We start from the raw sequence: 19,998 nt of genomic DNA, 5'->3' as shown, positions 1-19,998 counted from the left end.
CCGCCGGGATTCCGACGGGCGTTTTTTGTTGCGCGGGCCAGTCACCCGCCCGGTCCTGAAGCGTTTCCACTTGAACCTGAGACAGGTTTGAGTGGAAACGCCATGGAACCCATCAATGTCGTGGGCGTTTCGAGCAAAACCCGCGAGTCAGATTTCTCACGAAACACCTAGTCCACCGACTTGCAGCAGCGGAACCCCAGGTGGTAATTCGCGTGGCTGCCTGTGCTCATCACCTGACTGCCGTGCCAATAGGGCGCGCGCCAGCGGCACCAGTCCTCGTGCGCACGATACTTGTCGAAGATGAACCAGCTGCCTTTCATCTCCGTCACCCCCATGCCGCCGGCCGAGGTCATCTGGTCTGGCGCCAGCGGCAGGTTCATGTGTTCCGCCGCATTGCCGTGCTGGTCGTAGACGCCCAGCGCCGAGACACATCCGGGGAAGGAGCCGGTCGGGTAGGTGTTCGACCCGCAGCGGCCAAATCCGCCACCGGCACAGCCGGGGCTTTTCGCGCTATCGGCGGCGCAGACCCCACGTTGGTAGCTGGAACCATAGGCCCAGTTCTTTGTCGGCGCATATTTGTTGTTGTGCCAACTGCGCATCGCGGCAACCGAGCCGGCACCGAACCGGTAATCCGGTTCCGTCAATGCGCCGGCACAGGCCCCTTCCCATTCATGCGCATCGCAAAGCCGCTTGCCCTGGGCGGCACAGACCTGCGCCGCCTCGCGCGCCTTGATCCAGACCACCGGGTAGGTGCAGGGGATGTTCGGGAACTCGAACATGTCGATACAGGCCTTGGCATCCTCGGGCCGCTGCGTGGCGGGATCATAAAGCGGCGCCATGTAGCGGTCGCCGCATATGCGCCGGTTCCGGGCATTGTCATAGCTGGACGGCCCACCGGGGATGCGCGCGGCGCATTGTTCAGGCGTCAGCGGGTGCACCGAAATGGCCGGGTTGCCCTGGCCGGCGACCCCCGAAGCCGCAAAGATTTCCTTGATGCGCGCCAACTCGCGTGCCGACAGGTTGTGCACACGGTCAAGCGCCTCGAACATGCGGGCGTTCTGCTGGGCCAGGGTTTGGGCCGCCGCAGGGGTGGTCAGGCTCGCAAGGATCAGCAGGATACGCAGCATCATGGCTCAAGTCCCTCCTTCAGGGTCAGGTAGAAGAAATCGCGATTGTCGACAAAACCCAGGAACCGCGGGATGACGTCGCCGGAACGCGCCCGTTTCTCGATTGCCGCCATGCCGGGCATCAGGTGTTCGACATGCAGAGAGCCTTCGTTTCGGGTAAAGAGCGCCAGATGGGTGTGCTCCATCGCGTTCATGTCCAGCAGCATGGCATAGTCGCAGCCGTAGCCCTGGAAACTGCGCGCCATTGCCGAGGGCGTCGCGGTCGAGAACCAGCCGTAGATCAGCCACTGCCGGCCGTTCTCTTCCTTCATGCAGGCGCCTGCTCGCAGGGTGCGCAGCTTGGCCTCGGCCGAGCCCGACCAGTTGCCCGCGCCCCAGTGGGGCACCAGCGGTCCGGGAATGCCGTTTTCGACCAGCGGCACTCCGTTCTGACGGGCAAAACGGATGCGCGGCAGCATTCGATTGTCATCCTCGGTCCAGGTTTTCATGCCTATGGTGCCGTCGGTCAGCACGTAGAGCGTTGACAGGCGCGGCTGCAACTTGGACAGGATCACCCCGTTTTCGATGAATCCGTAATGGGTGCCATAGTTCAGCCGGATGTATTCGCCCCATTTGAAGGCCGCATGCTCACGCTTGAACCCGCCGGTGAAAACGGCAATCGCACGGTCAGCTTTCTGCGGCGGGATCATGCCCAGGCGCACCAGCGGCCTGGCTGATCGGACCCCGTCCGGGCCGGGCATGCCGCGTGGCCGCACGTCCCATGGCGGGCGAGGCGACCACCCCAGGCCGGGATGGGCCGTGCCGACCGCATAGCTGAGATCGAAGCGCGACAGGTCAAAACCCACGAAATGCGCGTTTGCCCGGCTTTCCACCGCGTCGAGCCAATTGGTCTTGCCCTCGCCTTTCAGCACGGACTGGGCCAGGTGGCGGGGTTGGATGGTCGAGGTAAAGACCCCTTCGAGCCCGGCAATCGGATACCAGAGCCCCATGGTCATGTTCTTGTTCTCGGCCCCGTCGAACCCCAGCGCATTGTAGGTGCGCACCACAGGGCGGTCTTCCAGCGCGAAATCCATCTCCGCCGCACCGGGGCCGATGTCCAGACGCCCCTGCCCGCTTGCCGCCAGCGCTTCGGAGGTCGTCATCTCGCTGTCACGAAAGAAGGTGCCCTTGACGAAGTTTACGATCCGCTCGCCACCCCACACGTTGTCGCGCAGGAACTCGGTCGTGGCTTCGAGGTTCGACCGCGAGCCCGAGACCTGGTTGCGCAGATAGATGCGATCTCCGCAGAGCGGCGCGAAGGGCAGCCCGGTCTTGCGCGCAACGGTCAGTGACCCCGCCGACCCCAGCCAGGGCGCGCAGCGCATGGTGCCTTCGGCATTTTCCACCACCAGCGCCGTGCGCCCGTCGCCAAACAGGCCAAGCGTCTGCCCCGCCGGGTCCGGGTTTTCCAGGTGGTAGCTGTCCTGAACCTTGCCGTCGGCGGTTTCGAGCCTGAGCAAAAACCAACTGTTCACCGCCGGGTTCAGCGACACCAGGCGCACCACCCGTCCGTCCTTCAGGGGCGCGGTCGTTTCCTGGCGGTAGGGCTGCAGCTCGTGTATCCCCTTGGGCCGCACCTCCTGATAGGTGGCCCATTGAGCCTCCAGTTCCTCGGCGGTTTGCGCCAGGGCCGGAATGCTCCCCAGCAGCGCCCCGACCAGGACTGCCCCCTTAAATGACCAATTTAACAAGGCCCAAAGCTCCCTTCTTCCAAGGTACGCGATGGCTGACACCCGCCTTCGCCGAAATGCGGCCGCGATTTGCGACATACCAATCGAAGTTTCTTAACAAAGCATCTTCATTTGAATATTGCGGCACAAAACCCGTCCTGTCACCAATCTTGTCTATGGAAACGAAACTGTCCTTGCCGGCAGTCTCGTAAATCCACTTGTAGAGCGGCGAGAGATGCAGAGCTTCGAGCGCGCGCAGCGTGGCCACCGCGGGGGCCAGCGGAAACCCGACGACATGCTTGCCGAAACCCGCCTGATCCAGCACCGCCTGGAAGCCCTGGCGCAGGGTGCCGAAGCGGCCGGCGCCGACGTTGAACGTGTCGTTCACGCGCTCAGACGACGCGCTGAGACAGAGCCAGATCGCCTGGCACAGGTCATCGACATCCAGGAGCTGATAGAGGTTCTGCCCATTGCCCAGAACGGGAAACCCGTGCCCCGTCACGGCAAAATCATACAGCAGTTCGAAAGCACCCAGACGTTCCGGGCCGACGAAGCTCTTGGGGCGCAGAATCGGAACCGTCAGGCCACGGGCGCGGAAGGCATCTATCGCACGTTCGGCCTCGATCTTGGCGCTGCCATAGGGGCCGACGCCGACCATCGGATCATGTTCGAAAAGCGGGTGGTGGTCGGGCACGCCATAGACGGCGGTCGAGGAGATATGCACGAAACGGGCAATGCCCTTGTCCTCGGCGCTGCGCAGCAGCGCCTTGGTGCCCCCGACATCGGTCGAGAATATCTCCTCCTCGGAGCACAGCGGCAGGGCAGCGGCGCAATGGACCACGGCATCGATCCCGGCAAAGCCGCGCTCGTGCAGGGACAGATCGCGGATGTCGCCATGCAGCTCGTCGATACGGTCGCGTTCCGGATAGTCGAACGGGGCAATGTCCCAGCTGCGAATCTCGTGCCCGCGTGCAAGGAGGAACCGGATCAGGTTGATGCCCAGAAAGCCGCTGCCACCGGTGACTAGAATGCGCATGACGCCCCCCGTTTACCTGTCGAAAAGACCTCAACCCTCCTGTTGGAGGAATGCAGCCTAACCCTATGCGATGACACGGGGTTCCGACATGATACAGGTCAAGCTGCGGGGCCGGTCCCAGTAAAGACGTAACGCTTGTCCAGGCGGTATTTGACCACATAGCCGACGGTCAGACCCGCAACGGCACCCAACTCGCGGGCCAGCTGCGTGCCCCAGATGGCCCAGGCCCCGGCCTCCGCCCCCCAGAAGATCGCCGTGGTGACGCCCCCCATCAGCGTATAGAGGCCAAACTTGCGCCCATGGGTCGCCGCCCCGGATGACAGGTCGAAGAAGATCCAGCGCTTGTCCAGAAGGTATTTCAGCACCAGCCCGACCCCGGTGCCAACCCCGATGGCCAGCGCCAGAGCACCCGCCCCGTCATGGGCCGCAAGACTGACCCGTTGCGCGGCCAGGTTGGCCAGCGTCGCCAGAACCGCAAAGCCCGTGTATCGGGTCACAAGTTGGGTATTCGTCAGCCGAGCCATGGCCGCGACTTGACCACGGCCCCGCCCCTTGCGCAAGACCCGCGCGGCATGGCATCCCTGCCGGGATCACGATTGTCAGGCAGGCCCATGAAGATTGCCCATGTCACCGCCTCCGGCCGGGGTGAAACCAACCGGCTGCTGGCCCGCGCGGCCCCGATACTGTCCGCCGAGGGCTTTCGCCTGGCAGGCACGGTACAGACCGATACGGAAACGCCACGCTCGCTTCTCTGCGACATGGATGTGCTGGTGCTTCCGAACGGGCCGACCCTGCGCATTTCCACCAGCCTGGGCCCCGGCGCCTCGGGCTGCCGTCTTGACCCGGCGGGGCTGGAGGACAGCGTGGCCCTGACGCTGGCCAATGTGACCCGTGGCGCCGACCTGGTGATCATCAACAAGTTCGGCAAGCAGGAGACCGCGGGGCGCGGATTTCGCGATGTAATCGGGGCGGCGATAGTGGCCGGCATCCCGGTGCTGGTGGGCGTGAACGAGGCCAATCGACCGGCGCTCGATTCGTTCTGCGGGGGACAGGCCACGCCTTTGGCGGCGGAACTCGAGGTGATTCTCGACTGGGCACGGCAGGCGGCAGAGGAAGCCCGGCGCCCCTCTGCGTCCTGATTTATGTCAAGGATCGCGCGGGCGGATTATCCTATGCAGGGGAAGGAAAAAAGGGACCGACCTCCGTGCGTCTGACCGTCAAGACGAACCTTGCCATGCGTGCGCTGATGTTCTGCGCGGTGAATACCGGGCGAACTGTACGCAAGACCGAAGTGGCCGAGGCCTGCAATGCGTCGGCCAACCATCTGGGCGTAATCATCAACCAACTGGGCCATGGTGGCTTTTTGGAAACTACGCGCGGGCGCGGCGGCGGCATCCGCCTCAGCCGCCCCCCGTCCCAGATCAACGTGGGCGAGGTTTTCCGCGTATTCGAGGCGGGACTGCCCTTTGCCGAATGTTTCTCTGCGGCCGAAAACACCTGCCCCATCGCGCCGACCTGTCGTCTGAAGATCGCCCTGAGACGCGCGCTGGATGCGTTTTACGCCGAACTCGACATGATCAGCCTGAACGAGTTGGTGGACGGCAACACCGGGCTTGAACATCTGTTCGACCTGGAACAGATGCTGCACATGAGCTGCGAACACGCCTGAGCGTCAGCCTGCGATCGCCGCCACCGCCTTCTCCACCGCAACGCGGGTCAGGTCCAGATCCGCGTCGGTCAATGCCAACGACGGGTAGAGCTTGCCGGGTGACTTGAACACGCCGTGTTCGCGCAGAACCGCATTGTAACGCGCATTCACGCCGGGGTCGTCATGGCGCGCAGAGCGGTAATCGCGGCAGGGCGTTTCGGTAAAATAGATGTCGAACAGGGTCGCATCGCCAACGACCTGGTGGGGGATGCCCGCCGCAGACAGGGCTTTGCCCTGCATTTCCTGCAGCTCCGTTCCCAGCGCACGCAACCGGTCATAGGTGCCGTCGCGCCGCAGTACCTCCATCGTTTTCAACCCGGCCGCCGAGGCCACCGGGTTGCCCGACAGCGTGCCCAGCTGCATCAGCCACCTGTCCTGTCCCACCGCGTCCTTGTCGAAATGGGCCATGATCTGGGCCGAGGCGCCAAGTGCTGCCAGCGGGAAGCCGCCGCCGGTGATCTTGCCCAGGGTGCAGATATCCGGCGTCACGCCATAGCGTTCCTGCGCCCCGCCGTAATCCAGCCGAAAGCCGGTGACGATCTCGTCGAAGATCAACAGCACCCCGTATCTGTCACACAGCGCGCGCAGCCCTTCGAGGTAGCCGGGCGCTGGCGGGATGATGCGTTGCAGCGGCTCGGCGATGATGGCGACGATGTCGTCGTGCTCGTCCAGCAGGCTCTCGACCGCCGCCAGGTCATTGTAGGGCGCGATCAGCATCTGGTCGGCCACCCCTTGCGGGATGCCCGCACTGTCGGGCACGGCGGCGGGGAAGTTGCGTTCGATGGTGGGGGCAAGGCTCATCTGCGCCTCGGCGGACATGCCGTGATAGCCGCCTTCGAACTTCAGGATCTTGTCGCGGCCAGTGTAGGCGCGCGCGAGGCGAATTGCGTACATATCGGCCTCGCCCCCCGAAGCGACGAAACGGATCTGTTCGCAGCAGGGCACCGCGTCGATGATCGCCTCGGCCAGTTCGATCCCCTTGGTATTGTTGGCGAAATAGGTCATGCCGCGGGGCAGTTGTTCCAGCACCGCTTCCATCACCTCCGGGTGGCCATGGCCCAGAAGCATCGGGCCGGAGCCGATCAGGTAGTCGACATACTCGCGCCCGTCCCCGTCCCAAACCCGCGCGCCTTCGCCGTGGGAAATGATGATGCCCGGGTCAAAATTACCGAAGCCGCCAGCAGGCAGCACCCGTCGGGCGCGGGCGATCCATTCGTCTTGGGTGTGCAGTCTGTTCATCGGGCCAGTCCGTTCTTAGTCCAGAATCAGGTCAGGGGTGCCAAGCAGGTCGAGGTCGGGGGAAATGCCCAGTCCGGCCCCTTCGGGTGGGGTGATACGGCCATTCAGCCGCTCCGGCGCGGACGGGTCAAGCCGGGGCGACACGTAGGAGGACAGGTCGCAGGTGTTCATCAGCCGTGCGGGATCCGTCGCGGCGGCCAGGTGCAACGCGGCGGCGGTGACGATGTCCGATCCCCAAGTGCATTCCACGCACATCCTGGCCCCCAGATGCAGGCAGAGGTCGCGGGCATGGCGGGTTGCGGAAAGCCCGCCGAACTTGGACAGTTTCAGCGCCACGGCATCCATCACCCCGGCGCCGTGGGCCTCCAGCAGGGACGCGGTATCATGGGCGTTTTCGTCCATCTTCATCGGCAGGCCGGTGGCTTCGCGCACACGGGCGCAATCGGCAATCGTGGCGCAGGGCTGCTCCAGCATCACATCCAGATCCGCCACGGCGCGGCCGACGCGGGTGGCGTCCAGAGAGGTCGCCCCGCAGTTCCAGTCGCCATAGACCAGCGGCCCCGGCCCCACCGCCTCGCGCACCAGACGCAGGCGGGCGACATCGGCCAGCCAATCGCCGTCCACGCCCAGCTTGACCTGAAATTGTGCCATGCCCCTGGCCCGGGCCTCCCTGGCGATGCGGGCCATGTCCTCGGGCGCGATACAGGTGATGGAGTGATATAGCGGCATGTCCGCAGCGCGCCGCCCGCCCAGAAGCGTGTATACCGGCAGCCCGGCGGCCTTGCCGGTCAGATCCCACAGCGCGATGTCCAGCGCGGATTTGGCGTAGCGGTGGCCTTTCAGGAACGCCTCTGCCCGGGCCATCAGAGCCTCGGGTCCGACCGGGTCGGCCCCCAGAAGGACCGGCGCCAGTTCGCCCAGCGCCGCCCCCACGCCGCGCGCATAGGCGGGAAGGTAATGCGGGATCGGGCAGACTTCTCCCCACCCGACCAGCCCGCCGTCGGTGTCGAGGCGCAGCACCACGGTTTCCACCGTGTCGCAGGTTTTGCCGTCTGACATGTAATAGGCTTCGTGGCTGGTCAACGGAACATGCCAGAGGGACAGGCGGGTTATTCTCATTCGTAAACCTCCACAGGGCTGACGGGAACGTCCGGAACGGGGGGCACGCCCAGCCCGGGCATCGACGGCGGGACGGTCTTGCAGGCTCGGATGCGGGCGCCGATGGTCCGAGCAATGGTCATCGGTTCATCAACGGCAGCCCGGCCAGACCGGCGCCGCGCCAAAGAACGAAGGTCAGGATCGGCCGATCCGTGGTGGTCATGGCATGGGCCTGCCAGCCGGCATGTTCGCGCGTATCGCCCGCACCCAGAAAGGCCACCCCGTCCTCGCGTTCGAACTCAGCCCCGCCCGAAAGGCACAGGTATATCTCCTCGGCCTCGTGGCTGTGCCAGTCATAGCGCAGCCCCTCGCCCCAATAGGCAATGTAGCCACGCAGGGAGGCGGAGTGGAAATGCCCGGTCGGCCCGAACAGCTCGTAATAGCCATAGCGGTTGCGGAAGTCGGCGCCGACTTCTTCTTCGCCATAGGTTCGTTTCCACGCGGCCAGATGCGTGGTCGCGCGCACAGCGTCGATCAGCGGCTGGGTCATGTCGATCCCGGACAGCGGAAAATCGGCCACGAGATCGGCGGCTGGCACCGGGCGCGAAGGCAGGTTGGCCGGGGTCAGATCCGCAGGCCAGGGGGCATAGGCAGAAAGCGCGGGCTGCGAGGCGTGCAGGGCGCGCGCGGCCTCGAGAACAAGGGAAAGATCGGTCATGGCTCCACCACGATATTGCCCGCATGGGCATTGGAGATGAAAACCGCCTGCGTGTCATGCAGTTCGGCCAGTGGATAGGTGGCCGGCACTTCGCCGGGGGCGGGGTCCGGGCGTTTCCAGCCTTGGTGCGGGATTACCGGATTCAGATAACCACGGCCCATTGCGACCGTGGCGCACGGCGCATCTGGAAAGCTCATTCGGCCGGCTCCTGCACCATGTCCGCGCGGGGACGGATGTTGTCGGGATCGTAGGCGGGGGCGCCCAGCACCCTGGCCGCGCGGGGGGTGCCGTGGATCACCACCTCCAGCACTGTACCCGGCTGTGCGGCCTCGGGTTTCAGATAGGCAAAGGCCAGCACCTTGTCGACGCTCGGCCCGTAGGCTACCGAGGCGGTCGAGCCGACCACCCTGCCCTCCAGCAGCACCGCTTCGCCGCCATGGCCGTCGATCTGCCCGTCCGGTTCAATCTCCAGATAGGCGCAGAGCCAGCGCGGGTCGTCCGCCAGTGACGCCTCCTTGCCCAGACAGTCCTTGTCGGTTTTCACGAAGCGCATGACGTCGGCCTCGGGCAGGGTGACTTCGTTGGTCAGTTCCCCTGCCCCCTTGAAGCCCTTCTCCAGCCGCATCGCGTTCATGGCAAAGCTGCCGTAATCGGCAATGCCATGCGCCTCGCCCGCAGCCCAGAGCGCATCATAGACCTGAAGCGCCCCGTCGCGGGGGATATGCAGCTCCCATCCGAGTTCCCCGGCATAGGACATGCGGAAGGCCCAGAGCGTGACCCCGGCGACGGTAATCTCCTGCGCCGACATCCAGCGGAACCCGGCGTTCGAGAGGTCGGCCGCGGTACAGGCGCCCAGCACATCGCGGGCGCGCGGGCCATTGAGCGCCAGCGCCGCCCAGTCGTTCGAGCGCAGGGTGACGGTCACATCCTCGCCCCTGCGCTGGTGGTCGAGGTGGTCCAGCAGGCGCTGTTCGAAGAAGGCCGCGCAGACCAGGTAGAAGCGATCCTCGGCCAGCCGCACCACGGTGGTCTCCAACTCGATCCGACCGGCGCGGTTCAACATGTGGGTCAGGATGATGCCGCCCACCTTCTGCGGCAGGCGGTTGGCCACCTGTCGATCCAGAAAGGCCTCTGCCTCCGGCCCCGACACCTCGACCTTGGTGAAGGCGGAAATATCCATGATGCCAACGGCTTCGCGCACGGACTTCACCTCGGCGGCCACCATCTCATCCACCACCGAGCGCCGGAAGGAGTAGTGATCCCGCGACGCCACGCCACCCTTCGCAAACCAGCGCGGGCGCTCGTGGCCGTAGACTTCTTCATGCACGGCCCCCTTGGCCCTCAGACGGTCGTAGAAGGGCGAGGGCTTCACTGGTCGTCCGGCAAGGCGGTTGAAATGCGGGAAGGGGATTTCGTGGCGCAGGCAGTAGTCTTCTTTCGCCTTTACCACCTGCCAGTCCCTGGTCGCGTAGCTGCCAAAGCGGCGCGGATCATAGTCGCGCATCGAAATGTCGGCGGCGCCATGCACCATCCAGCGGGCCAGCTCGCGGGTCAGCCCTGGCCCCCAGCCGATGCCGATCTGCGTGCCGCAGCAGCACCAGTAATTCCTCACCCCCGGCGCCGGACCGATCAGCGGGTTGCCGTCGGGCGGGTGCGAGATCGCGCCATGCACCTCGCGCTGGATGCCCAGATCGGCAAATATCGGCATGCGGTTCAGGCTTTCCTCCAGCCAGGGCATGACCCGGTCGTAATCGGCATCGAACAGCTCGTTCTCGGCCTCCCAGGGGCAGTGATCCTCCCACACCGTGTTGGGGTTTTCCTTTTCATAGATGCCGATGAGCCCGCGTTTCTGCTCCATCCGAATGTAGCCCGACACTTTCTTGTCATCGCGAATGACCGGCAGTTCGTGGTCCAGTGCGGCAAATTCGGGCACAGGTTCAGTCACGAAATAGTGGTGCGTCATCGAGGTCATGGGCAGTTGCAGCCCGGACCATTCGCCCATCTGGCGCGCATAGGTGCCGCCCGCGTTGACCACATGTTCGCAGGTGATCGTGCCTTTTTCGGTCTCGACCACCCATTCGCCGCTGGCTGTCTGGGTGATATTGGTCGCCCGGCAACGGCGGACGATCTTCACCCCCTTGGCCCGCGCCCCGGCCGCCATGGCCATGGTCACATTGGTCGGGTCCACATGACCGTCATCGGGCGTATGCAACGCGCCAAGCACGCCGTCGAGGTTGTAGAAAGGATGCAGCTCGGCAACGCGGTCAGGCCCCACCAGCTCGATGTTGAACCCCAACGAACGCGCCACCGACAGGGTGTGGCGCAGCCAGTCCATCTCCTCCTCGGTATAGGCCAGGCGGAACGAACCGCAGCCGTGCCAGGTCACGGCCTGGCCGGTCTCCGCCTCCAGCGCACCGGAATAGAGCCCAATGTTGTAATCGACGCATTTGCCCAGGGAAAAGGACGAGGTCGAATGGGTGATCTGCCCGGCGGCGTGCCAGGTCGAGCCGCTGGTCAGCTCGGCTTTTTCCAAGAGCACGGTATCGGCGCCCCAGCCCTCGTGTCCGAGGTGATAGGCAAGCCCGACGCCCATGACGCCGCCGCCAACAATGACGACGCGGGCGTGGGAGGGGAGGTCTGCGACCATGTCTCTGTGTCCTTTTCCGGTTGGGAGGGATTCCCTCTCGACAGGCTAAGCGTACAAATATACCATGGTCAATCATGAATGGCACAAATGTATCATCCGAGATTCTCACCCGCCTCTCCGAGGAATGGGACGAATTGACACCCGAGGCGCAGAAAGCCGCGCGCTACGTGCTGGAGAACCCGCGCGACGTGGGGGTTTCGACCGTGCGCGAGATTGCCGAGGCGGCGAATGTAAAACCCAACACCGTGGTCCGCATGGCCCGGCAAGTTGGGTTCGACGGTTACGAAGATTTCCGCGAACCATTTCGCGATGCCATACGGCAAGGCATGGTCGATTTCCCCGACCGTGCACGCTGGCTTCAAGACGTGTCGAAACGGGGCGAGCTGGGCGCGCTCTACGCCGAAGCTATCTCGGGCACCCTGGCCAATATCGAGGAAACCTTTGCCGCCATCGACGTGACGGACCTGAAGGCGGCGGCCGAACGGATCTGGAACAGCCGGCAGGTCTTTACCCTGGGGGTCGGCGTGAACAACGCCAATGCCCGCAATTTCACCTATCTGGCCTCGACCGGCATGACCCGGTTCCACGCCATCCCCCGCTCCGGTTCGACCGCCGTGGATGACCTCGCCTGGGCGGATGACCAGGACGTGCTGATCGCCATCACCTGCCGCCCCTACCGCTCCGAGGTGATCGACGCGATCGAGGTTGCCCGCGAACAAGGCGTCACCATCGTCGCAATCTCGGACAGCCCGGCCAGCCCGATCCTGCGCGGGGCTGATCACGGCTTCATCGTGCAGGCAGACGCGCCGCAGTTCTTCCCCTCTTCCGTCTCGACCATCGCCCTGTTGGAAACGCTGCTGAGCTTCGTCATCGCTGTCGCGAGCGAAGAGATCGTCGAGCGGGTCGAAACCTTTCACCGCCGCCGCCACCAGCTTGGCATCTACAGGGAGGATCCTGAATGAACGCACCGCTCACCCGGTCGCTCGACGCGCGTTATTACACCGACCCGGAGATTTTCGCGCAGGAGATGGAGGGGCTTCTGTCCCGCACCTGGCAATTTGCCGGACATGTCAGTCAGGTGGCCAACCCGGGCGACTATTTCGCCTTCGAGATCGCCGGCCAGAGCCTGTTCTGCATCCGCGGTCGCGACGGGGTGGTGCGCACTTTCTACAACGTCTGCCAGCACCGCGCGCATGAGATGGTCACGGGCACCGGCAACACCCGCGTGGTGGTCTGCCCCTACCACGCCTGGAGCTACGAGCTGACCGGCGAGCTGCGCGCGGGCCCGAACACGAAATCCGTGCCCGGATTCGATCGGTCCGAAATCTGCCTGACCGAGGTCCGGACCGAGGATTTCCACGGCTTTCTTTTCGTGAACCTCGACGACGGTGCGGCCCCGATGGACGACTGGTACCCCGGCGTACGCGCGGAAATCGCGGGCTACGTGTCCCATATCGCCGATCTGGCCCCGCTGGAATGGGTCGAGGTGCCGGAAAACTGCAACTGGAAGGTTTCGGTCGAGAACTACTCGGAGTGCTACCACTGCCCGTCCAACCACCCGACTTTCGCCGAGGGTGTCATCAAACCGGAAACCTACGACATCCAGCCGGACGCGGGCGGCGGGTACGTTCTGCGCCACGTGACTGAATGCCAGTCGATGGACAAGATGACCTATCCGATCGACCTGTCGGTGCCCCATGCGGGCGATTACCAGAGCTGGTTCCTGTGGCCGATGTTCTCGTTCCAATGCTACCCGGGCAATGTGCTGAACACCTATCACTGGCGCGCGGGCAGCGCGGATCAATGCACCGTCTGGCGCGGCTGGTACACGCCCGAAGGCGCCGAAAGCGACGTGATCCGGGGGCTTGCGGTGCAGGACCGTGAAACAACGGTCGAAGAGGATATTCGGCTGGTCGAAAGTGTGCAGCGCGGGCTGCACTCCAAGGGCTACCGCCCAGGCCCGCTGGTGCTGGACCCGGCCTGCGGCGTGATGAGCGAACATTCCATCGCCACCCTGCAACGCTGGATGCGCGAGGCCGTGGATGGTTGAGCCGGCACGACCACGCGCGACATCTACACCAACGGAAGAAACCGCTTTACGATCAGGCCCGGCAACACCGCCTCACGCTTTGGGACGAAGGAAATTCAATGGCTGACCTCTTCAACGAAGACCTGTTCCTGAAAGGACTGGAACAACGCAAATCCACCCTGGGCGCGGAGTATGTCGAAAAGAACCTCGCCGCCGCTGACGACTTCACCCGCCCGTTCCAGGAGGCAATGACCGCCTGGTGCTGGGGCTTCGGCTGGGGCGACGACGTGATCGAGCCCAAGACGCGGTCGATGATGAACCTCGCCATGATCGGCGCATTGGGCAAGATGCATGAATGGGAAATCCACTGCCGCGGCGCGGTGAACAACGGCGTTTCGCCCGAAGAGATTCGCGCCATCATCCACGTGGTCGGCATCTACTGCGGCGTGCCGCAGGCGCTGGAATGTTTCCGCGTGGCCCGCAAGGTGCTGGAGTTGGACTGACTCCTCCCTCCCCCATGGCCCATTGTCGGGAGGGGGCCTTTTCGCCCGCCCCGGTCCCAAACACACCACGCGGACGTCCCCCTTCGCACGCAGGAATTTCGCCCTCACGCTTTCGGGGTCAGGCACAAGCGCCTGGCCCCGTTTCGCGGTCCGGGGCCCTGTGCAGCAAGGACCGAGCGGCGGTTTTCCCCGTCGGCCCACCGTCGGGGCGGTACGTTTGGCGTCCCCCGGCAACCTGATTGCCGTCGCGTCAGGTCTCGGCGAACCCTTGATATTTCACCCGAATTGGCAAAGACTTGCCACCACAAACAAAACCAAGAAAAGACTTAAGGGAGATCACATGAAAACCGCAATGAACACCATCCTTGCGTGTCTGGTCGCTGCCACCGCCCTGCCGGCCAGCGCCGAAACGCTGCGCTGGGCCCGGGCCGGCGATGCCCTCACTCTTGATCCGCATGCGCAGAACGAGGGGCCGACACACACCATTCGCCACCAGATGTACGAGCCGCTCATCATTCGCGACACCACCGGCGCCTTCGAAGCCGCCCTGGCGACCGAATGGGCCCCCAGCCCGGACGACCCGACCGTTTGGGTCTTCAAGCTGCGTCAGGGCGTCAAGTTCCATGACGGGTCCGATTTTACCGCCGAGGACGTGGTTTTCAGTTATGACCGCGCCAAGCAGCCCAACTCGGACATGAAAGAGTTGATCGGCTCGATCACCGAAGTACGTGCGGTCGATGACTACACGATCGAGATGGTTACAGACGGGCCGAACCCGATCCTGCCCTCGAACCTGACCAACCTGTTCATCATGGACAAGGGCTGGACCGAGGCGAACAACACCGTGAACGTGCAGGACTTCGAGGGCGGCGAGATCACCTATGCCACCACGAATGCCAACGGCACCGGCCCCTATGTTCTGACCAGCCGCGAGCCGGACGTGAAAACCGTCATGACCCGCAACGAGGCCTACTGGGGCCGCGACCAGTTCCCGATGGAGGTTAGCGAGATCGTCTATACCCCGATCCAGAACGCCGCGACCCGTGTCGCCGCTCTGCTGTCGGGTGAGGTGAACTTCCTGCAGGACATGCCGGTGCAGGATCTGGCCCGCGTGGACAGCGCCCCCGGCCTGGTGGTCAAACAGGCGCCGCAGAACCGGGTGATCTTTTTCGGCATGAACCAGGGTTCGGCGGATATCGAGGCCGACAATGTGGATGGTGCCAACCCGCTGGCCGATGTGCGCGTGCGCAAGGCCATGTCGATGGCGATCAACCGCGACGCCATCCGCCAGGTCGTGATGCGTGGCCAGTCGCAGCCGGCCGGCATGATCGCCCCGCCCTTCGTCAACGGCTGGACCGCCGCGATGGACGGCGAAAGCTCGACCGATGTCGAAGCCGCCAAGGCGCTGATGGCCGAGGCCGGTTACGGCGACGGGTTCTCGATCCGTCTGGACTGCCCGAACGACCGCTACATCAATGACGAGGCGATCTGTCAGGCCGCCGTCGGCATGCTGGGTCAGATCGGCATCACCGTGAATCTGGATGCCATTCCGAAAGCGCAGCACTTCCCGAAGATCACCGAAGGCAAAACCGACTTCTACATGCTGGGCTGGGGCGTGCCGACCTACGATTCCGAGTATATCTTCAACTTCCTGGTACACGGGCGCGAAAGCGATATCGGCACCTGGAACGGAACCGGTTTCGACAATGACGAGATCGACGCCAAGATCGAGTCGCTGGCCTCGAATACCGATCTGGAAGCCCGCAACGCGGATATCGCGGCAATCTGGCGCGTGGTGCAGGATGAGCAGCTTTACATCCCGATCCACCACCAGGTGCTGAACTGGGGCATGGGCGAAGGTGTCGGCATCGAGGTCGACCCGGAAGACCAGCCGAAGGTGAAATATATCACGATGAAATAGGGCTTTCCCAAACAGGCTTGGCCTGGATGTGAACCCGGGGGGGCGTGGCTCCCCCGGGTTTTTCATTGGAATTGTACAGGTACATTGAAAAACGCGGGGCGACCGGCACCGGCAGACGACAAACGTAAGGAAATGAGCGCCGAGATCACCGGGATCCTGCGGAACGAGGTCGCCCATGTACCGCTCTATATGCAGCCCCTGATCCGGCGCGCGCCCCGTGTCAACGCGTTGACGCGACGGCCGGATAGTTTTTTCACCTTGCGCTCGGGGACCATTAGCTGATCTTCTGGGCCGGAACCCCGGATCAACCGGGAGCCGGACAACCCCCGGCCAAAAGGGGGCGGGGAAGGATAACAAAACAGATGCTGGCCTTTGTCATTCGACGCATTGGGCAATCGCTCCTCGTTCTTCTGATCGTTGGGCTGGTTGCCTTTTCCATGTTCCGTTTCGTGGGCGACCCGATCGACAATATGCTCGGTCAGGAGCGCACGATCGAGGATGTGGAACGCCTGCGCGCCCAATTGGGCCTGGATCAGCCGTTTCCGATTCAGTATTTCAAGTTCCTGGAAGGGGCCGCGCAGGGCAACTTCGGCGTGAGCTATCGCCAGGGCCGCCCGGTGGCCGAGATCCTGCTGGAACGCGCACCCGCGACGCTGGAACTGGCCGCCGTATCGGGCGTGCTGGCGATTCTCGCGGGCATTGCGCTGGGTGTCTTTACCGCGATCCGACGAAACGGCCCCACGGCGCATACGATCATGGCGGCATCTCTTATCGGAGTATCCCTGCCGACCTTCCTGATCGGTATCCTGCTGATCTATCTCTTCTCGGTTGAGCTTGGGTGGCTCCCTTCGTTTGGCAGGGGTGAAACCGTGCAGTTGGGCAGTTGGTGGACCACCGGGTTCCTGACCGAAAGCGGCTGGAAGGCCCTGATCTTGCCAGCCATTACCCTGGGGCTTTACCAGATGACGCTGATCATGCGCCTGGTGCGCTCGGAAATGCTGGAAGTACTGCGGCAGGACTATATCCGCTTTGCCCGCGCGCGCGGGCTACGCAGCCGGGTGGTGAATTTCCGCCACGCGCTGAAGAACACGATGGTGCCGGTCGTGACCGTCATCGGCCTGCAACTGGGCGCGATCATCGCCTTCGCCATCATCACCGAAACCGTGTTTCAGTGGCCCGGTGTAGGCCTGTTGTTCATCAACGCGATCCAGTTCGTCGACATTCCGGTGATGGCCGCCTACCTCATGCTGATTTCGGTCATGTTCGTGGGCATCAACCTGATCGTCGATATTCTTTATGTCTTCATTGACCCGCGGCTTCGGGTTGACCGGAACGGGGGGCACTGATGACGGATGCACCAATGACAACAGAGGTCAAGGACAAGGGGCGCTGGCAGCGTTTTCTGGAAAGCGATTTCTTTTATGCCTTCAAACGGTCGCCCGTCGCGCTGGTGTCCTTTGCGGTGGTCTGCCTCTTGGTCCTGTCGGCCGTCTTCGCGCCGCTGATCGCGCCGACCAACCCGTTCGACCCGGCCAGCCTGAACCTGATGGACGGGTTCACCCCGCCGTTGGAACCCAACGCCTTTACCGGCAACACTTTCCTGTTGGGCACGGATGACCAGGGGCGCGACGTGTTCTCGACCATCCTTTACGGCATGCGGGTCTCGCTCTTCGTCGGTGTCGCCGCCGTGCTCTTCGCGATGGTGCTGGGCATCGTGCTGGGGCTGGTGTCAGGCTATTTCGGCGGCTGGACCGAAACCATCATCATGCGCGTTGCCGATGTGCAGTTGACCTTCCCGTCGATCCTGGTCGCCATGCTGATCTTCGGTGTGGCGAAGGGGTTCACCCCGGTCGAATATCGCGACCAGATGGCGATCTGGGTGCTGATCCTGGCGATCGGTCTGTCCGACTGGGTACAATTCGCCCGCGTCGTGCGCGGCGCCACGCTGGTCGAAAAAAACAAGGAGTACGTTGCCGCCGCGCGGATGATCGGACGCAGCCCCTGGGCGATCATGATCAAGCACATCCTGCCAAACGCCCTGTCGCCGGTGCTGGTGATCGCCACCATCTCGCTGGCGCTCGCCATTATCGCCGAGGCGACCCTGTCCTTCCTGGGCGTCGGCGCGCCGCCCACGCAACCTTCGCTGGGAACACTCATTCGCATTGGACAGGGTTTCCTGTTCTCGGGCGAATGGTGGATCCTGTTCTTTCCGGCCTGTACCCTTCTGGCGTTGGCGCTGAGCGTCAACCTGCTGGGAGACTGGCTCCGCGATGCTCTGAACCCGAGGCTCCGTTGACCACACCTGTTCTTTCCATCCGCAACCTTTCCGTCGAAATCCCGACCCGTCAGGGCATCGTCAAGCCGGTCGATGGCGTGAGCTACGACGTCGGCAAGGGTGAAATCCTGGGCGTGGTCGGCGAAAGCGGCGCGGGCAAATCGATGGCCGGCAATGCGGTCATCGGCCTTCTGAACGCGCCTGCGCATATCTCGGGCGGGGAAATCTGGCTCAATGGCAGGCGTATCGATCCGCTGAAGGGCGAGGACATGCGCCGGTTGCGCGGGAAAGAGATCGGCATGATCTTCCAGGATCCGCTGACCTCGCTGAACCCGCTCTTGACCATCGGAGATCAGCTGACCGAAACCATGCTGACCCACCTGCCGATCAGCCGGAAAGAGGCGCGTGAACGCGCCATCGCCGCGCTGGAAGAGGTCGGCATTCCCGGCGCCGCCGAGCGTATCGACAGCTATCCGCACGAGTTTTCGGGCGGCATGCGACAGCGTGTGGTCATTGCGCTGGCGCTCTGTGCCGAACCCAGCCTGGTGATCGCGGATGAACCGACCACCGCGCTGGACGTGTCGGTGCAGGCGCAGATCATCTCGCTGCTGAAACGGCTCTGCCATGAACGCGGCACGGCGGTCATGCTGATCACCCATGACATGGGTGTCATCGCCGAAGCCGCCGACCGTGTCGCGGTCATGTACGCCGGCCGCCTGGCCGAACTGGGCACCGTGCGCGACGTGCTGACCGTACCGCAGCACCCCTATACCCACGGGCTGATGGCCTCGACCCCGCTGGCTTCGCAGGGCAGGAAGCGGCTGCACCAGATCCCCGGCGCCATGCCCCGCCTGCACCATATGCCCGATGGCTGCGCCTTCCACCCGCGCTGCCCGCATGCCCGGGACAAATGCCGTGCCGCGCCGCTGCCCCCGGTTGCCAATGAGCGCGCGGCCTGCTGGTTCCCGATGCTGCCGGAGGAGGTCCAATGAGCGCCTATGTCACCGTCCGCGGACTGACGCGGGTCTTCGACGTGTCGAAGCCCTGGCTGAACCGGGTGCTGGAAGGCCGCAAGAAAGCCTTCCTGACCGCCGTCTCCGACGTGGATTTCGAGATCGAGGAACGCACGACCTATGCGCTGGTTGGCGAAAGCGGCTCGGGCAAATCCACCATCGGCAAGATGCTGGTGGGTCTGCTCAACCCGTCCGAGGGCAATGTCGAGGTCGAGGGGGTGAACCTGATGACCGAAGCGGATGCCGACAGGATCGCCGCGTCGCGGTCGAACATCCAGATGATCTTTCAGGATCCCTATGCCTCGCTCAACCCACGCTGGCGGGTGCGTGACATCATCGTCGAACCTGTAGCTGCGCAAGGCGGCAAGACCGAGGGGCTGGCCGAGAAGCTGCTGGAACAGGTGGGGCTGCATGCCTCGGATGCGGGCAAGTTTCCGCATGAGTTTTCCGGCGGGCAACGGCAGCGCATCTGCATCGCGCGTTCGCTGGCTTCAGAGCCTCGACTGATCGTCTGTGACGAGCCGACTTCGGCGCTGGACGTGTCGGTGCAGGCACAGGTGTTAAACCTGATGAGCGACCTGAAGGATGAGTTCGGCCTGACTTATCTGCTGATTACCCACGACCTGACCGTGGTGCGACACATGGCGGACCGGATCGGGGTGCTCTACCTGGGCCGTCTGGTCGAGGAGGCCGATCCCGAAACGCTGTTCAATACGCCCAAACACCCCTATACGCAGATGCTGCTGAGCGCCGCTCCGCGCATGGATGCCTTCGGGCGCGAAGTGCCCCCGCCGCAGGGCGAAATCCCCGACCCCATCGACCCGCCGTCGGGCTGCGCCTTCCACCCACGCTGCCCGATCGCAACGGATGTTTGCCGCAAGGACCGTCCCGCAATGCGCGCCCTGGCGGCAAGCAAGGTTGCCTGTCACCTCGCCGAATGACGCCGCTACAGCCTGCATGGCGCAAGTCGTCGGC

General features: G+C 63.9%; 19 protein-coding genes. 10 read left to right on the top strand and 9 right to left on the bottom strand.

Going from position 1 to position 19,998, the window contains the following annotated elements; all coding sequences use genetic code 11:
• Positions 1-167 precede the first annotated feature (167 nt).
• The 4 genes from Q1V43_RS02855 to Q1V43_RS02840 form a co-directional block, all read right to left on the bottom strand.
• Positions 168-1,130 carry an SUMF1/EgtB/PvdO family nonheme iron enzyme gene (locus Q1V43_RS02855; protein ID WP_300513736.1) on the bottom strand — a complete coding sequence of 321 codons (963 nt, stop codon included), beginning with the start codon at positions 1,128-1,130 and terminating at the stop codon, positions 168-170.
• On the bottom strand, positions 1,127-2,857 hold the full coding sequence (locus Q1V43_RS02850; protein ID WP_300513734.1) for a hypothetical protein: 1,731 nt from the start codon (positions 2,855-2,857) through the stop codon (positions 1,127-1,129). Before Q1V43_RS02850 ends, Q1V43_RS02855 begins: the two co-directional genes overlap by 4 nt.
• The gene (locus Q1V43_RS02845) at positions 2,838-3,872 is read right to left on the bottom strand and encodes an NAD-dependent epimerase/dehydratase family protein (RefSeq protein WP_300513732.1); all 1,035 of its coding nucleotides are present in this window, start codon (positions 3,870-3,872) and stop codon (positions 2,838-2,840) included. The genes Q1V43_RS02850 and Q1V43_RS02845 overlap by 20 nt, the downstream gene beginning before the upstream one ends.
• 98 nt (positions 3,873-3,970) lie before the next feature.
• Positions 3,971-4,396, bottom strand: a complete 426-nt coding sequence (locus tag Q1V43_RS02840) for a GtrA family protein (protein ID WP_366146199.1) — start codon at positions 4,394-4,396, stop codon at positions 3,971-3,973.
• A gap of 48 nt (positions 4,397-4,444) precedes the next feature.
• Here Q1V43_RS02840 and Q1V43_RS02835 point away from each other — a divergent pair, with 48 nt between their 5' ends.
• Together Q1V43_RS02835 and Q1V43_RS02830 are read left to right on the top strand one after the other, a co-directional pair.
• On the top strand, positions 4,445-5,011 hold the full coding sequence (locus Q1V43_RS02835; RefSeq protein WP_300513730.1) for a DUF2478 domain-containing protein: 567 nt from the start codon (positions 4,445-4,447) through the stop codon (positions 5,009-5,011).
• Between the two features lie 65 nt (positions 5,012-5,076).
• Positions 5,077-5,541 carry an Rrf2 family transcriptional regulator gene (locus Q1V43_RS02830; protein ID WP_300513728.1) on the top strand — a complete coding sequence of 155 codons (465 nt, stop codon included), beginning with the start codon at positions 5,077-5,079 and terminating at the stop codon, positions 5,539-5,541.
• Between the two features lie 3 nt (positions 5,542-5,544).
• On the opposite strand, the gene Q1V43_RS02825 is transcribed toward Q1V43_RS02830, so the two are convergent.
• The 5 genes from Q1V43_RS02825 to Q1V43_RS02805 form a co-directional block, all read right to left on the bottom strand.
• Positions 5,545-6,819: an aminotransferase class III-fold pyridoxal phosphate-dependent enzyme gene (locus Q1V43_RS02825; RefSeq protein ID WP_300513726.1), complete on the bottom strand. Its 1,275-nt coding sequence runs from the start codon at positions 6,817-6,819 to the stop codon at positions 5,545-5,547.
• Between the two features lie 15 nt (positions 6,820-6,834).
• A complete protein-coding gene (locus Q1V43_RS02820) occupies positions 6,835-7,938 on the bottom strand; it encodes an enolase C-terminal domain-like protein (RefSeq protein ID WP_300513724.1) in 1,104 nt (367 codons plus the stop codon).
• Positions 7,939-8,056: 118 nt separating this feature from the next.
• Complete coding sequence (locus Q1V43_RS02815; RefSeq protein ID WP_300513722.1) at positions 8,057-8,635, bottom strand: dimethylsulfonioproprionate lyase family protein; 579 nt, start codon at positions 8,633-8,635, stop codon at positions 8,057-8,059.
• Positions 8,632-8,832, bottom strand: a complete 201-nt coding sequence (locus Q1V43_RS02810) for a hypothetical protein (protein ID WP_300513720.1) — start codon at positions 8,830-8,832, stop codon at positions 8,632-8,634. Before Q1V43_RS02810 ends, Q1V43_RS02815 begins: the two co-directional genes overlap by 4 nt.
• Entirely contained in the window at positions 8,829-11,282 is a 2,454-nt protein-coding gene (locus Q1V43_RS02805) for an FAD-dependent oxidoreductase (protein WP_300513718.1), read from the bottom strand. Before Q1V43_RS02805 ends, Q1V43_RS02810 begins: the two co-directional genes overlap by 4 nt.
• A 74-nt stretch (positions 11,283-11,356) precedes the next feature.
• Here Q1V43_RS02805 and Q1V43_RS02800 point away from each other — a divergent pair, with 74 nt between their 5' ends.
• The 8 genes from Q1V43_RS02800 to Q1V43_RS02765 all read left to right on the top strand — a co-directional run bounded on the left by Q1V43_RS02800 (position 11,357) and on the right by Q1V43_RS02765 (position 19,964).
• Positions 11,357-12,244: a MurR/RpiR family transcriptional regulator gene (locus Q1V43_RS02800; protein ID WP_300513716.1), complete on the top strand. Its 888-nt coding sequence runs from the start codon at positions 11,357-11,359 to the stop codon at positions 12,242-12,244.
• Positions 12,241-13,332: an aromatic ring-hydroxylating dioxygenase subunit alpha gene (locus tag Q1V43_RS02795; protein WP_300513714.1), complete on the top strand. Its 1,092-nt coding sequence runs from the start codon at positions 12,241-12,243 to the stop codon at positions 13,330-13,332. Before Q1V43_RS02800 ends, Q1V43_RS02795 begins: the two co-directional genes overlap by 4 nt.
• A gap of 98 nt (positions 13,333-13,430) precedes the next feature.
• Entirely contained in the window at positions 13,431-13,814 is a 384-nt protein-coding gene (locus tag Q1V43_RS02790) for a carboxymuconolactone decarboxylase family protein (RefSeq protein ID WP_300513712.1), read from the top strand.
• Between the two features lie 340 nt (positions 13,815-14,154).
• Complete coding sequence (locus Q1V43_RS02785) at positions 14,155-15,735, top strand: ABC transporter substrate-binding protein (RefSeq protein WP_300513710.1); 1,581 nt, start codon at positions 14,155-14,157, stop codon at positions 15,733-15,735.
• 362 nt (positions 15,736-16,097) lie between these two features.
• Positions 16,098-17,081, top strand: coding sequence for an ABC transporter permease (locus Q1V43_RS02780; RefSeq protein ID WP_300513708.1), 984 nt, complete (start codon positions 16,098-16,100; stop codon positions 17,079-17,081).
• A 14-nt stretch (positions 17,082-17,095) separates the two neighbouring features.
• The gene (locus Q1V43_RS02775; RefSeq protein WP_300513706.1) at positions 17,096-18,031 is read left to right on the top strand and encodes an ABC transporter permease; all 936 of its coding nucleotides are present in this window, start codon (positions 17,096-17,098) and stop codon (positions 18,029-18,031) included.
• Positions 18,028-19,002, top strand: a complete 975-nt coding sequence (locus Q1V43_RS02770) for an ABC transporter ATP-binding protein (RefSeq protein ID WP_300513704.1) — start codon at positions 18,028-18,030, stop codon at positions 19,000-19,002. Before Q1V43_RS02775 ends, Q1V43_RS02770 begins: the two co-directional genes overlap by 4 nt.
• Entirely contained in the window at positions 18,999-19,964 is a 966-nt protein-coding gene (locus tag Q1V43_RS02765; RefSeq protein WP_300513702.1) for an oligopeptide/dipeptide ABC transporter ATP-binding protein, read from the top strand. The genes Q1V43_RS02770 and Q1V43_RS02765 overlap by 4 nt, the downstream gene beginning before the upstream one ends.
• Positions 19,965-19,998: the final 34 nt, after the last annotated feature.

This window comes from Aliiroseovarius sp. (assembly GCF_030148435.1).
In the GTDB taxonomy this organism is placed as follows: Bacteria; Pseudomonadota; Alphaproteobacteria; order Rhodobacterales; family Rhodobacteraceae; genus JASBTN01.
This window is presented reverse-complemented; position numbering and strand designations above follow the sequence as displayed.

Bases quoted from the DNA above. Each gene is read 5' to 3' on its own strand.
- Q1V43_RS02845 (WP_300513732.1), bottom strand. From the start codon at position 3,872: ATGCGCATTCTAGTCACCGGTGGCAGCGGCTTTCTGGGCATCAACCTG.
- Q1V43_RS02840 (WP_366146199.1), bottom strand. From the start codon at position 4,396: ATGGCTCGGCTGACGAATACCCAACTTGTGACCCGATACACGGGCTTT.
- Q1V43_RS02855 (WP_300513736.1), bottom strand. From the start codon at position 1,130: ATGATGCTGCGTATCCTGCTGATCCTTGCGAGCCTGACCACCCCTGCG.
- Q1V43_RS02775 (WP_300513706.1), top strand. From the start codon at position 17,096: ATGACAACAGAGGTCAAGGACAAGGGGCGCTGGCAGCGTTTTCTGGAA.
- Q1V43_RS02815 (WP_300513722.1), bottom strand. From the start codon at position 8,635: ATGACCGATCTTTCCCTTGTTCTCGAGGCCGCGCGCGCCCTGCACGCC.
- Q1V43_RS02780 (WP_300513708.1), top strand. From the start codon at position 16,098: ATGCTGGCCTTTGTCATTCGACGCATTGGGCAATCGCTCCTCGTTCTT.
- Q1V43_RS02825 (WP_300513726.1), bottom strand. From the start codon at position 6,819: ATGAACAGACTGCACACCCAAGACGAATGGATCGCCCGCGCCCGACGG.
- Q1V43_RS02810 (WP_300513720.1), bottom strand. From the start codon at position 8,832: ATGAGCTTTCCAGATGCGCCGTGCGCCACGGTCGCAATGGGCCGTGGT.
- Q1V43_RS02795 (WP_300513714.1), top strand. From the start codon at position 12,241: ATGAACGCACCGCTCACCCGGTCGCTCGACGCGCGTTATTACACCGAC.
- Q1V43_RS02820 (WP_300513724.1), bottom strand. From the start codon at position 7,938: ATGAGAATAACCCGCCTGTCCCTCTGGCATGTTCCGTTGACCAGCCAC.
- Q1V43_RS02800 (WP_300513716.1), top strand. From the start codon at position 11,357: ATGAATGGCACAAATGTATCATCCGAGATTCTCACCCGCCTCTCCGAG.
- Q1V43_RS02765 (WP_300513702.1), top strand. From the start codon at position 18,999: ATGAGCGCCTATGTCACCGTCCGCGGACTGACGCGGGTCTTCGACGTG.
- Q1V43_RS02835 (WP_300513730.1), top strand. From the start codon at position 4,445: ATGGCATCCCTGCCGGGATCACGATTGTCAGGCAGGCCCATGAAGATT.
- Q1V43_RS02785 (WP_300513710.1), top strand. From the start codon at position 14,155: ATGAAAACCGCAATGAACACCATCCTTGCGTGTCTGGTCGCTGCCACC.
- Q1V43_RS02790 (WP_300513712.1), top strand. From the start codon at position 13,431: ATGGCTGACCTCTTCAACGAAGACCTGTTCCTGAAAGGACTGGAACAA.
- Q1V43_RS02805 (WP_300513718.1), bottom strand. From the start codon at position 11,282: ATGGTCGCAGACCTCCCCTCCCACGCCCGCGTCGTCATTGTTGGCGGC.